We start from the raw sequence: 12207 nt of genomic DNA on the forward strand, positions 1-12207 counted from the left end.
TATGAGCCAAGATAGACGCCATCGAAAAGAGGATTATGAACAGACCCGTTTTTATCAGTTGCCAAAGTCGCTTTTCCAAAATGAGAGATACAAGGGATTACATATTGGGGCAAAGGCTATGTATGCGATTCTTCGTGATCGCCAAGATTTAAGTATCAAAAATGATTGGGCAGACGAAGAAGGATTTATCTACTTCCTTTACTCTATCGATGAGCTGGCCGATCTCATCGAAATGGATCGTAAAACCGTTATTCGATATAAAAAGATTCTCATTGAATATGGGCTTCTTATCGCTAAAAGTATGGGAAACGGATTGGCTGATCGTCTTTATGTTTTGAAACCAGAAATGGGTTCTGAAGAGACCAGTCCCAAAAAGGGACTGGTACCAAAAAAGGACTGCTTACCAGTCCCAAAAAAGGACTCTAGTGATACTGATATTAGTAATACTGAATATATGAATGAATGTATGAAGGCACAAAAAGAAATTTCAGCAACTACAGAAACTGCCACTGATGCCGTTCAAAAAGAAGTTTATGAGATATTGAGAGAGGAAATACCTAAACATTGCTTCCTGAAAGGATTACCGTTATCTGATAGTCAGGTCATCAGCATCTTTTTGATGCTAATTAAACAATTTAGCAATCGGCTTAATCCGGACGCTGTTTCTTTGGCTGCTCGTCTTTACTTTGATCGTGCATGTTATTACGACCTCAAAGCTAGTAATGGCGTGAGTATGAAGATAGATATTGATAATCCTGAAGGTTTCTTCCACACATGTTACAAAGATGCTTTAAAGCTACAATCCGTTAGGAAATAATCGCCTAGCGGCGATCAAATACATGATGTCTCGAAAAAGAATATAAACGAATCAAGCATATAACCGCCGTATAACGATTCTAAGGCGCATATAAGGCGTTTTCAGTCGTACATAATGTAAATGTATTACCTGTATCTAAAAGCCTATCAAAATGGCATACAGAAGCCCTAGAAGCCATTCAAAACCATTTAAACCTAAAGGAAGGGCTATAGCCCTTGACCGCCTATAGGCGGATCCCATATAAATGGGCCTTTGTTTGATTTGTACTTTTTCGCATTCTCAATGTGAATGAAAGAGCTTAGTTCTAACAAAAGATTACGATAATCAGGTAAAAATAAACGTCCTTTTGATAATACTTTACCCCATCCCTTACCCCCTACTTTCCTTGGTGCCAGAGGGGGCCTACCCAAGGGACGGGGTAAGGGACATCTAAAATCAAGGTATAAATTCAGGTGTACAGTCATCCCTACACCCGCCCTTAATCGTCCGAAACCCTTGATTTTACTAGGGATTTTACCAATTCCGAACGGCTAAAATCCCTTTGCCGCAAGCGGCAAGTCCTAAAGCATATGTTCACGGCTCGAAAATGCATTTTAGCCGTGAACATATGCTTTAGGACGACAGATAAATAGCAACGTACGGAATAGAGCAGGGAAAGTAATTTGATTGATGATTGATTGAGTGTTGTGGTGTTTGTAGTTTAGGGCGGGTGTAGGGAGAGAAATGTAAGTGTTTAGATATAGAGTAGAGTGTTGAAGTGGGATGGAGTAAGTGTAGGTTAGTAGGGGTTGATTGGTAGAAATGAAGAAGCGAAGAAGTGAAAGGATTATGGGAATGAATGTGGAAGGGTTTTAGGATAGGTTGGTTATGGTTGGATGTATATGAGAGGTTGATTAGTTTTGGTTTAGGTGGAATGGTTGGTTGAGAAGTATGGGGTAGGGGTAGTATGTGCTGGGTATTAGGTAAGGTGTTGTCAGGTTAGGGGTGATGGATTGATGTGGGTAGGTCATGTGTACAGTACGCAGCAGGTGGCCGACATCCTGGATATCGGACGTTCTACAGTGAACAAGTATGCCAGGAGTTTAGAAGATGCCGGTTATGAATTTAAGAAGGGCGATAATGATTGGAGAGCTTTTACCGAACACGACCTAGTTATGTTTCGTGCTTTGGTGGAACTGCTATCTCGTGGCGTCCAGTATGATGACGGTATAAGATCAATTGCAGAGCGGTATAAAACCAATCCAGATAACCACTACATGCCCATTGCTGCTATGCCAGATAGTACCAATTTTGTCGAAGTGAAAGAACAGCTCGATGCGGTTATGCTTGCTATTCAGTCGCTAAATAACCGGATTGATAATGTGATAGATGCACGGGTGAAAAGCGAGGTCGCGGCGGCCACAGAGCAGCTGCATAATCAAGTGAACGATGTAGCAGAGCAAATCCGCATGGCGAAAGATTCGACAGATGAAAAGCTAGATGTGCTGCTATCTCGAATGGAGACTCATGGCAGACGTTCGCCTTGGTGGAAGTTCTGGAAATGAGAGACGAGAACGGGCACGGACAAAGGATTTTCCCATTGTGTGTTATTGTCACACAACATGAAAAATTGTTATGTGTGACAATGTGTGATAATAACACACTAAGTAATTACCCTCGCCGGGCGGCAGCTTCCCGAACGCAGGGGTTCGGGAAGGCGTAAAAGGGTTGGCCAATGATCCGCTCGTCAAGGGCAAGCCACCAGGAGTGGTCGCTAGCGCGACCCTTGACGGCTTCAGTTCGTTCGATCATAGGTAATTTATCATTGGGAGTTGGGATGCGTGATATTAAACGATGTGCAGAAAGAGACAATCCGCCAGATGGATGTAGGAGATAACGTGACGTTCGGTGGAGTAGCAGCTGGTATGGATGATCGGTACGAAGTCCATCGAGTGACCGAAGGAGAATTCAAAGTTGGGAAGTATGCGCTCATGATTTGCTTGGATATGGATTATGTATCATCGACCGAAGAAGTCATTTCATTCATTGAAGGAAAATGGATTATGGATATGGAGCTTTAAAATTAATGATTCTTAGGATAATGATATAAAAAAGGTAATTTTCATCCGTTGTAGAATACATATAACGTGAAGTGGAATATAATGCCACGAAAGGGTGTGTGAAAATTGAGAAAAACATATTTGCTGCTTTTGTCTGCATTACTAAGCGCTTCCTTTATGTTTAGTAATGTTGCTCCTGCTGCAGCTGCTGATCTCTCTAGTACAACATTCGCACCATTGGTTAGGCAATCAGGTAATGTCGATGTAGAAAGTTCAGAACTTACTAGATTAAGTCGAGATGAATTTTATGCTCGTTACGCTGAACTTACTGGAAAAAGTATTACTCAAGTGAGAGCGGAGTTTTCCGAATCTGAGCAAAACACTCCTAAATTACTCGGAGATGACACGTACCGGACATTTGATGCAGAATATTCATCGAATGTTGATATTGGTGCAGGGGTTAAGGTTAAAGTTGGAGTACTTGTTCAAGTAGAGCAGTTTAGGTTTGGGAATTCCTATAGTAGTCGTTTTAAAAAGGTATATGACGATACAGGGTATATAGCTCCTTATTCCGGATCGTTCACTGTTGTTAAAAACTTTGCCAAAGGATCAATACAATCGACTGGTACTCTTCAATTATCTTATAGTGGATATGCAGAAGCAAAGGTTGACACAACTACAAGTAAGTCAGCGGAACTTGGTTTATTCCTTTATGAAATGGTACAGGTAGGTTGGTCATTTAGTGAATCAAAAAGTGGTTCAGATTACTATAGAAAGCACTTTAACGGATCTAATACAGTAGCTAACCCGTAATTAAGTGAGCCCAGGAATTATTTCTGGGCTTTTTATTTTCCCTTTAACGTTAGGGAGATAAGGGTGCTAGGTGTAGAAATGCTCTCTAAATGGTGGAGTTGAACTACTAAGGCCAGAGGTGTATTGAAAAGGGTGGAGTTTCAAACCGACATACAGAGATGAAAGTTTTCGTATGGAGGTGTGAACGATGTTTCACAAAAAAATGAAACAGTGTTATATTGTTATATAGGTAACTACATTGTGAATTTGTGTGTTTTCCAAATGTAATGGCAATAATAAAAAGAGCCGTAAGCAGCTCCAACTGCTTACGGCTTTGAAATGGAGTAAGTTCACTGCTTATGGGTAGGGGCTGCTCCGGATAAATAAATCAATCTCTACACGAGAGGACCGCTTACCTTGCCCGGGAGCGGTCCTACTTTTTTTACTGGTGTGAATGTATGTCAGCAGCGCCAGAATAAACATTCCAAAGAGGAACATTACAGACAAAGCTTCAAATACTGTCACTGGCCTCACCTCCTTTTTTCTGGAGGTGGCCACCACCCATATGGCCGTTCAACTCATTCCAATTTATAGTATAGCATATCTCGGTAGAAAGTTGTTTTGACAGCGTTTTCACTTAGGATAGTGCAAAAAAACTAGTAGAGAAATAAAAAAATCCCCGTGGTTGTGCAGACCATCGGAGATGCTGATATGGATATCTATCATAGCATATAGTTCGTTGATGTGTACATGGCATGATGATTTGCATTCTTTTCTTTCGAAACAAAGTAATACAAATGTATTACACGCCGGTGAACTACCCCCACTTAAGAGATGGTGGCTTCTTGGTCAATGGAGCTACTACCCCAAGTTTACCCAAGCTCAAAGGCTAGCTCCTAGCCCCAAAAGTTGCATTTACAATGCAAGTTTCAGTAGATTTTTGGCTGCGTTCAAATCCCGATCATGATGTACATTACAGCTTGGACAAGTCCATTGACGCAAACCAAGATTCTTCACGTCTGCATTTTTGTAGCCGCAACACGAGCACAATTGACTGCTGGCGTAATTTTTCGGTGCGATAATCAGATCGCGACCGAACCATGCTGCTTTGTACTCAAGCATGGAGCGAAACATACTCCAAGATACTTCACTTATCGCTTTAGCAAGCTTATGGTTTTGCATCATGTTCTTTACACGAAGGTCTTCTAAGACAATGACTTGGTTTTCGCTAATCATCTTGGAAGATTTTTTATGCAAGAAGTCCTGACGCTGATTTGCTATTTTCTCGTGCAATATGGCGACTTTCATTCTAGCCTTATTGCGGTTAGTGCTTCCCTTCTTTTTGCGTGATAAGTCCTTTTGCAGTTTCGCTAATCTCTTTTCTGACTTACGGAGATGCTTAGGATTATCGATAATTTCGCCATCGGAGGTGATAGCGAAAGACTTCAACCCTAGATCAACGCCGATCTTACTATCAAGTTTCGGCATAGGCTGAATATCCGTCTCCACCAGTAAGGACACGTAATATTTTCCAGACAGTGTTTGGGATATGGTGCATGACTTGATCAGCCCAACGAGTTGACGGTGCAGTTTGATTTTTATTCTGTTTTTCAGCTTAGGAAGTTTGAGGTAGCCATCTTCTACGCTAATCGTGCCGTTCTGATTATTCGTTGTATAACTGTGGTTATTCTTCTTCTTATTCTTGAAGCTTGGGAAGCCAATGGTCTTGTCACGGAAGAAATTCTTATACGCCTTATCCAAGTTCAATTGAGCATTGGCCAGTGCAAGGCTATCGACTTCTTTCAGCCATTCGAATTCTTTCTTATATTGGGGTAGAGACAGCAAAACGCGAAAATCGTACGCTAACAATTGTGTTGCATCGTGATCCAGCCGAGAACGTCTAAATTGTGTTGCGTTAGAGGGAACGGTTCCGCATGAATACCCGGACTAATACAACACAATTGACTTTGTGCTGCATTCCTTAGCGTACGGAAAATCAGCGATGTTACTGGATTTTTCCCCTTAGCGTACGTTTTCCGCGTTTTGTTGGCGGTACCCCATATTGAGCAGGCGTATTTTTGAGCAAAGTTTGAGTCTTCTTGTAATGCTCGATTTTATCCGCAAGCATTTTGTTGTAGATAAATCGAACACAACCGAACACTTTCGCAAAGTAATACTGCTGTTCGCCTGTTGGATAAATGCGATACTTATAGGCTTTCAGCACAGCAAATTTTATCTCCTTTCTGTATAAAGACAGGGGAATTCTGACAACAGATAGTTAAACTTTATCGAAATAGTGTAATACAAATGTATTACTTTGTATTGGCAGCATTTTTAAAAGTAATACATTTGTATTACTTTTGGTTTTTGAACCTATATTGCAGCGCAAAAAAGCCCAGGGATTTTCATCCTTGGGCTTTTTGCAATTACGACTCCGAATCATCCAGCAGCCGTAATTCCGTCAGTGTCGATAGCATAGCGCAGCTGTAGCAAGAAATCAACTTGGCCTAATCTACTTGATATTCACGGCCGTTCTCATCGAGCATGATTTTGGCCGTGGATCCATCCGGATTAACTCGCGTGATGAACTCGTCGCCTTCCTCGCGATAATAATACGGAGTACCTGCAGCTCGCGCTTTTTCTGTAGCATATGCGAAAGCTTGGCGGCCGATTTCATCGAGCTGCTTCCAGGTCATCATCTTTTCCATCGTCGTATTCACTCCTTGGAGAGCAGCGGCGAAAGCAGCTGCGAATGAGAACCGTAAACCGCTAAAAGCGGTTAAGGCGCGACCCACAAAAGTGGGTAGTGCAGGATATAAAGGTGACTACATCACCTTGTAAAAGCGCTCCGCACTTGGGTTTATCGTGTCTACATTATATAATGGAAATGTATACAATGGTAGATTATAGCACGAATACCAAGGGGAAAGGGTGTCTACATGGGATCTATGCAGCGTATTGACGATCATTTACACGAACGAATGAAGCAGCTGGTAAAGATGAAAAATAGCCGATCGTTAGCGGAAGAATATCGGCAAGCAATCGAGCATTGGATTGCACAAGAAACACAAAGTATATTGTTGGCCGACAGTCAGATTCTTCACAGATTGGAACACCGGATTACAAACGCAGAAGAACGACTGGCCAAAATGAACGGACGTACAGGTATGGACATATCTATTGTTTTAACCGGCATTCTGAATTTACTAGCGAAGCAATATGGAGTTTCTGAAAGACAGGTATACGAGGAACTGCGGCCTGTAGCTGCAGCTCATTTCTCTAGTTCGAAAAAAGAATTTTAGGATGATGAAAAAGAAGAGGTATAGCCGGGAATGATACCAGGCTATACCTCTTTTTGTTGGCTTATAACTTTGGACATCTCTTGTTCAAACTTTTCTTGCAGTCCCATTTCATCTCTAGCGTTCTTTTCTAATGCAAGGAACATTAGCGATGACATGCTAACACCGGTTTTATTGCTGCGCTCCTTATAGTAAGCGTAAACCTCTGGGCTAATTTTTATATGAAATCGAACCAGATTATTTTCGTCTGACATCAAAATGGCACCTCCTAGACCCCAATAAAAAAGACTTCTCTATGGGGATAGAGAAGTCCTTTTTTATTATGATCGAGTCGAGGTGGGATGATTCCCCAGCTTTAGCCTTTACCGAAGTGAATAGTGTTACCAGCACTGATCACTTCCCATAAAACACATGGGTAGAGCATGTAAGCTACAGTTGGCAAAGGTCGAAGGGAATGGCAGCGACCAACTACCAAGCCCCTTATTCAGCTGGAGAGGTAGGGGCTTCTACCAAACCAGCATAGCTCATGGGATAAATATACAATACAAAATACTGTGTGTCAATATGCTGTTTAATTGACAGTTAATAAACACCTATTAAGCACAATGTGGTATAATGGATATATATACCTACCTTAATCGGACTAGGTAAATTACACTATTTAAGAACATTATTAGGAGGTCAGAACTATGAAACAGAAAACAATTGCTATTGCGATTGCAACGGCGTTAATGGCATTAAGCATCTCGCCTGCAGGAGCTGCTGCGAAGTACGACTACAACGTGAGGGTGAAAGTGAATGAAAATGTGATTAAGTCGGACGTTAAGCCGTTTATCGATGTGGCCAACAGCCGTACATATGTCCCAATTCGTTTTGTCAGCCAAGCCCTGGGCGAAAAGATCGAATGGAACAACAAGACAAAAACCGTCACCGTGAAGACGGCAGCCGGTAAGAAAATCGAGCTGTCACGCGGGCAAAAGGTTGCAGTCGTTAATGGTGTGAAGCAAAGCATCGATGCGCCGGCTATGGAGGTCAGTAATCGGGTAATGGTTCCGCTGCGCTTCGTATCTGAGCAAATGGGCGCTACGGTCACACCTAAGAAAGAAAACGGATGGACAACAGTGAACATTGCATACGCGAAGGCTCCAGGCGGTAAGGGTGAAGAGAAGCAACCGGAGAAGGGGAATAAAACATTTGATTCCTTTGCTCTAGACCCAAAATATAATAAATTCGCACCATACTTGTTTAAAAACAATATGCGCGTCGATAACGGGGAACTTGTTTTCACAGTACCTAACTTAAAATGGGCGAGTGCGTCTTATGAAGAGTGGGGGAAATCTACTGAATTGGTTCCAGGAAAAGAATATCGTTACAAGCTCGGTGAGAAGGGATATTTAATCTTTGCTTATAGCCATGATGACAGCACCGTAGAGTCTTATGCAGTTTACGTTTCCCCCGACCATAAAAACTTAAAAGGCGAATTTAATGATGTAAGTGGAGATGCCATTGTATCGCATAATTTAGATGCTAAACGGACTGCTAGCCCCCTTTCATCCGTTGTAAAGCAATTTAAATAAGGGGTGAGGCAGATGAAAAAGGCATTATGCACTCTTTTGGCTATTATGGTAGCCTGCAGCACAATTTTGACGACTCCGGTAGGAGCTTCTAATTCTACAGAGAAGTCAATGGCTTCAAGCTATACAGGATGGAACTATGATAAGACAGGCAAGAGCTTGAGAGGGTTTATCCCAACATTCATGACCAATGCTGACCGTCCCTGGGAGCTTAAACGATGGACGGGAATTTTCAAATTTGCAGATGGTAAGGAATCAACAATTTCGAACTACGATGTCTTTAACATCAAGAAGAAACGGGAAGACGATAATTTTGATAAAGAAAATGGATTCGGCTTAGTGTATAAGTCTGAAGCTGCTTTAGATGAACTTTTACAGGCTATCTACGCCCCATATAAGTCCACTCTTCAGCCGAAGCAGTGGGAACATTTGAGAGAACATTTTAAAGCTACTGCTAATGATCCTACGTTTAATTCAGGAAATGATTTTTATTATGTGGTAGATGATACCGAATTCCTTCGGACATCCGGAATTGTGCAACGGCTAGGGATTGCCTTCGATAGTACCAAGAAGATAAGCGAGACAGAACGCCAGGCGTTGTATACGCGAGTTCCGTTCCCGGAACTGACCGTAAAGAACATAGGCAGTAAGATGGTTGTTAACTATAAAGCCAGCGGCTTCACGCATCGGGAAATTCGTGTAATTGCTGTTCCGAAGGGCGGTTGGTTCGGGAAGGATGAAGCCAAGATAACGGCCATCAAAACCGACAATGTGGGTACATACAAGCCATCTATGCCGGTCATCATGGAATCTAATCAGATAGCCTACCTAATAGGCACGAAGAAAGATGCTGAGGTTGATTTTATCATCGATGACGGATACGGCCAGACGGTGATCGTGCCGGCAAAGCTATCCGGAACGGACAAAGTAGAAAATGCCGACTTCGTACCGACTAGCTTAACGTTAACAGATGGTGGCCAGCTCTGGATGAAGTTCCGTTATGACGGCCAGCCTGTGCAGCGCGATCAACTTGTGAATCCGGACGGAATGCCGATGACCGCTAAAGTGAAGGTTGGCGGCGCAGGTACTGCAGAATTTGAACTGCCGATGATGTATAAGGAATTACCGGACACGCTGCAGCCTAAATCAACATATAGCGTCATGCTGGGGAAAATCGACCTTGGCACTAAGCCAGGGAAGTATACGATTAAGGCAACCGGCATTGTAAACAATCCAAGTCATCCGAAACGCGCTCTGGAAGCTCCGGAAGAAGCGTATAAGAATAACGAAATCAAGGGAGAATGGCAGCACGAGATCAAAGGTGCAGAACATGACCTAATCGCATTCTCCGTTACGGCCAACCCTAATTCGCTGAAGGTTGGAGGGAAAACGACCGTTACTGCGTCGGTAAAAAATCTCGGGCCTTCAGCTCAAAACAATGTCCGGATTCGCTTCTATGCTAACGGCAAGCAGATCCATGAGCTGAAGAAGGACATGCCAGCGAACAAAACGATCGAGGTTGGAGGATTCAGCTATCAGCCAGCGACGACAGGGGTACATTCAATAAGTGTTCATGTAGACCCGTTGGCCGAAAGCCAGGACAAAGACCGAACAAATAACGTGGCCACTACTGGTTGCACCGTGTCCGTAAATGGCGGCGGTGGTAATACCGGAGATGGTAAGTGCGTCAATCAGACGAACAAGACAGGGAACTGGTCAGTTACGTATCACTTGATCACTGGTTACCCAACAAAAACGCGTACGTACAGCTGGACAGATAGTGATGGAAAAAAACATACAAGCAAAGAATCCTATACGGACTATTCCGATCCAAACTGGGAAACACGTAACGTGCAGTATTCGGAAAGCCTAACGATCGATGCCAAGGTAGAAACAAAGCAAGGCATAGCCACGGATCCAAAGCGTCCTAAAGAAAGTGATCGTGAGAGCCGTGGCAGCTGGGAGATCATCCCGTATGCCAAAGAGAAGTTTTTAAATGCAAATGAGATCACCCGGGCGGGCTATGGTTTCGAGCTGAAGGTTACGACGAGCTACAGCAGCGACTGGGAGATGAAAGTACCGAAGGGATACGAAAACACAGCCAAGCCATTTGGAACGCAATACAAGGGCGTACAGACGGCCACAGCGCGTATCTACGATAGCAATAACAAGTATGTAACGACTGTTACGCTGGAGAAGACGAGCGACAACGGAAAACAGGCTACATTCGAGCTTCCGGTTGTCTCTCATAAGGACTCGGTTACAGGCAAAACCTTTAAGTACCGTAAGTATTTTACGGACTATAAAGCGCCAGACGGCAAGTACCGAGTTGAGATTGAATCCGGCCCTGCAGGAGCAACCGGTATAACGGTTTGCAAGACCGTATTCGTATGGATTTATGGAAGCATGTACGATGACGTGCAGAATCTTCGGAAGGACAGTTAAATAAAAGAACCCTCCAAAATTCAAAGTTTTGGAGGGTTCTTTTATTTATGCCATTATGGGGCTGATTAAGTCCTGGTTCCCCAACCATGGTTGTTAGTAGAAAATGCGGCCGGTTCAATTGCTGGTGTAACAACAACACTAAGAAGTCCTAACGCTAAAGTCAACGAGATCAAGGCTTTTTTCATTTTCAATCACCCCGTTAAATATTTTTTTGTACTTGGGGTACCGCCAACAAAACGCGGAAAACGTACGCTAAGCGAAAATTTATTCAAACAAGCCGGAAATTCCGTACGCTAAGGAAATCCGGCTTGTTTTGTGCAAGCATTAAGGGAGATCGACTTTTAACCCGAATTGCTTCTTTGCTTCCGCACTGGTAAGGAAATCTTCTTTATTGACGGGAAGGTTATTCGCCAGCTCGTCCAAGGTTTCAACAATTCCTTGAATTTCATCCTCAATTTCCATGTTTGGGCGGCTATCTGCAAGCATTTTGAGAAAGCTGACAAATTGACCGCCGCCTCCTTGATCCGCCTCATAAAAGGCATCAATAACGTCGAATAATTCATCGGACAATAGATTTATCTCTTCGTCGGTGCATGACTCAAGAAAAGCCATTGTCTCACTCATATCCCTCGTTAATGCGTTGCAAATATCATTCGAGTCGTCCTGAAAACGTGGATCGGTGTAATGCAGACGCTTTTTACGTTGAATCATCCATTTCACTTTTTCGTAGTCGAGCATGATTTAATCACCTCACTTTTTCTCTGTAAAGCACCCTATTCTTCGGTCGAACCCTGTTTAAGAGGCCGTAATCCCTTTAGAGCTGCGATTTGTTTTAGATCAAATTTGTATTCGCCTAAGAAATTAATATGTTCCCAGCCAAGAGGGGAAATATGCTTCAACAATTCTTCATTCAATTGCTTATGGCTCTTTCTATATTCCGTTGCCTGTGTCAAATAAACCGTATTCCATACACTGATTGCATTGATGAGGATATTTAATGCACTGGCCCGTTGGAGCTGATCTTGCAGAGCGCGTTCACGCAGCTCGCCGTGTTTGCCAAAAAAGATCGCTCTGGCCAATGCGTTCATTGCCTCTCCTTTATTCAAACCCCGGTTGATCTTCCGCCGCAGCGCTTCGCTTGAAATGTAGTCCAGGATGAAAATGGTTTTTTCGATACGTCCCATTTCCCGGAGTGCGGTTGCTAAACGGTTTTGACGAGCATAAGATCCGAGTTTCCCCAT

At 43.0% G+C, this 12207-nt stretch carries 14 protein-coding genes; 7 read left to right on the forward strand and 7 right to left on the reverse strand.

Features of this window, described 5'->3' with window-relative positions; all coding sequences use genetic code 11:
• Position 1: 1 nt before the first annotated feature.
• From PAV_RS29330 to PAV_RS29345, 4 genes are all read left to right on the forward strand, one after another.
• Positions 2 to 817: a replication initiator protein A gene (locus tag PAV_RS29330; protein ID WP_005552034.1), complete on the forward strand. Its 816-nt coding sequence runs from the start codon at positions 2 to 4 to the stop codon at positions 815 to 817.
• Between the two features lie 995 nt (positions 818 to 1812).
• Positions 1813 to 2361: a hypothetical protein gene (locus PAV_RS29335; RefSeq protein WP_005552037.1), complete on the forward strand. Its 549-nt coding sequence runs from the start codon at positions 1813 to 1815 to the stop codon at positions 2359 to 2361.
• Positions 2362 to 2637: 276 nt separating this feature from the next.
• Complete coding sequence (locus tag PAV_RS29340; RefSeq protein WP_005552039.1) at positions 2638 to 2877, forward strand: hypothetical protein; 240 nt, start codon at positions 2638 to 2640, stop codon at positions 2875 to 2877.
• 105 nt (positions 2878 to 2982) lie between these two features.
• Positions 2983 to 3669, forward strand: a complete 687-nt coding sequence (locus PAV_RS29345; RefSeq protein ID WP_157267381.1) for a hypothetical protein — start codon at positions 2983 to 2985, stop codon at positions 3667 to 3669.
• Positions 3670 to 4005: 336 nt separating this feature from the next.
• Here the strand turns inward: PAV_RS29345 and PAV_RS35045 are convergent, their stop codons facing one another.
• The 4 genes from PAV_RS35045 to PAV_RS29360 all read right to left on the reverse strand — a co-directional run bounded on the left by PAV_RS35045 (position 4006) and on the right by PAV_RS29360 (position 6356).
• Positions 4006 to 4173 (reverse strand): putative holin-like toxin, encoded by a 168-nt coding sequence (locus PAV_RS35045; protein WP_167549052.1) that lies wholly within the window; start codon positions 4171 to 4173, stop codon positions 4006 to 4008.
• A 390-nt stretch (positions 4174 to 4563) separates the two neighbouring features.
• On the reverse strand, positions 4564 to 5517 hold the full coding sequence (tnpB, locus tag PAV_RS29350; protein WP_005552042.1) for an IS200/IS605 family element RNA-guided endonuclease TnpB: 954 nt from the start codon (positions 5515 to 5517) through the stop codon (positions 4564 to 4566).
• Positions 5518 to 5653: 136 nt separating this feature from the next.
• Positions 5654 to 5872 (reverse strand): helix-turn-helix domain-containing protein, encoded by a 219-nt coding sequence (locus PAV_RS29355; protein WP_005552043.1) that lies wholly within the window; start codon positions 5870 to 5872, stop codon positions 5654 to 5656.
• A 283-nt stretch (positions 5873 to 6155) separates the two neighbouring features.
• Positions 6156 to 6356 (reverse strand): hypothetical protein, encoded by a 201-nt coding sequence (locus PAV_RS29360; protein WP_005552044.1) that lies wholly within the window; start codon positions 6354 to 6356, stop codon positions 6156 to 6158.
• A gap of 231 nt (positions 6357 to 6587) precedes the next feature.
• Here PAV_RS29360 and PAV_RS29365 point away from each other — a divergent pair, with 231 nt between their 5' ends.
• Positions 6588 to 6950 (forward strand): hypothetical protein, encoded by a 363-nt coding sequence (locus tag PAV_RS29365; protein ID WP_005552045.1) that lies wholly within the window; start codon positions 6588 to 6590, stop codon positions 6948 to 6950.
• Between the two features lie 41 nt (positions 6951 to 6991).
• On the opposite strand, the gene PAV_RS29370 is transcribed toward PAV_RS29365, so the two are convergent.
• Positions 6992 to 7201: a hypothetical protein gene (locus tag PAV_RS29370; RefSeq protein WP_005552046.1), complete on the reverse strand. Its 210-nt coding sequence runs from the start codon at positions 7199 to 7201 to the stop codon at positions 6992 to 6994.
• Positions 7202 to 7636: 435 nt separating this feature from the next.
• Here PAV_RS29370 and PAV_RS32890 point away from each other — a divergent pair, with 435 nt between their 5' ends.
• Both PAV_RS32890 and PAV_RS29380 read left to right on the forward strand, forming a co-directional pair.
• The gene (locus PAV_RS32890; protein ID WP_005552048.1) at positions 7637 to 8524 is read left to right on the forward strand and encodes a copper amine oxidase N-terminal domain-containing protein; all 888 of its coding nucleotides are present in this window, start codon (positions 7637 to 7639) and stop codon (positions 8522 to 8524) included.
• A 12-nt stretch (positions 8525 to 8536) separates the two neighbouring features.
• The gene (locus tag PAV_RS29380) at positions 8537 to 10966 is read left to right on the forward strand and encodes a CARDB domain-containing protein (RefSeq protein WP_005552050.1); all 2430 of its coding nucleotides are present in this window, start codon (positions 8537 to 8539) and stop codon (positions 10964 to 10966) included.
• Between the two features lie 324 nt (positions 10967 to 11290).
• On the opposite strand, the gene PAV_RS29385 is transcribed toward PAV_RS29380, so the two are convergent.
• Together PAV_RS29385 and PAV_RS29390 are read right to left on the reverse strand one after the other, a co-directional pair.
• The gene (locus PAV_RS29385; RefSeq protein ID WP_005552025.1) at positions 11291 to 11704 is read right to left on the reverse strand and encodes a hypothetical protein; all 414 of its coding nucleotides are present in this window, start codon (positions 11702 to 11704) and stop codon (positions 11291 to 11293) included.
• A 35-nt stretch (positions 11705 to 11739) separates the two neighbouring features.
• Positions 11740 to 12207: Tn3 family transposase (locus tag PAV_RS29390; protein ID WP_005552052.1), on the reverse strand; the 468-nt coding region annotated here is incomplete at its 5' end.

Origin of the sequence: Paenibacillus alvei DSM 29 (genome assembly GCF_000293805.1) — a bacterium.
In the GTDB taxonomy this organism is placed as follows: Bacteria; Bacillota; Bacilli; order Paenibacillales; family Paenibacillaceae; genus Paenibacillus_B; species Paenibacillus_B alvei.

Excerpts from the sequence above, each read along its gene's own strand:
- PAV_RS29385 (WP_005552025.1), bottom strand. The coding sequence starts at position 11,704 with ATGCTCGACTACGAAAAAGTGAAATGGATGATTCAACGTAAAAAGCGT.
- PAV_RS29330 (WP_005552034.1), top strand. The coding sequence starts at position 2 with ATGAGCCAAGATAGACGCCATCGAAAAGAGGATTATGAACAGACCCGT.
- PAV_RS29335 (WP_005552037.1), top strand. The coding sequence starts at position 1,813 with ATGTGGGTAGGTCATGTGTACAGTACGCAGCAGGTGGCCGACATCCTG.
- PAV_RS29360 (WP_005552044.1), bottom strand. The coding sequence starts at position 6,356 with ATGGAAAAGATGATGACCTGGAAGCAGCTCGATGAAATCGGCCGCCAA.
- PAV_RS32890 (WP_005552048.1), top strand. The coding sequence starts at position 7,637 with ATGAAACAGAAAACAATTGCTATTGCGATTGCAACGGCGTTAATGGCA.
- PAV_RS29380 (WP_005552050.1), top strand. The coding sequence starts at position 8,537 with ATGAAAAAGGCATTATGCACTCTTTTGGCTATTATGGTAGCCTGCAGC.
- PAV_RS29370 (WP_005552046.1), bottom strand. The coding sequence starts at position 7,201 with ATGTCAGACGAAAATAATCTGGTTCGATTTCATATAAAAATTAGCCCA.
- PAV_RS29365 (WP_005552045.1), top strand. The coding sequence starts at position 6,588 with ATGGGATCTATGCAGCGTATTGACGATCATTTACACGAACGAATGAAG.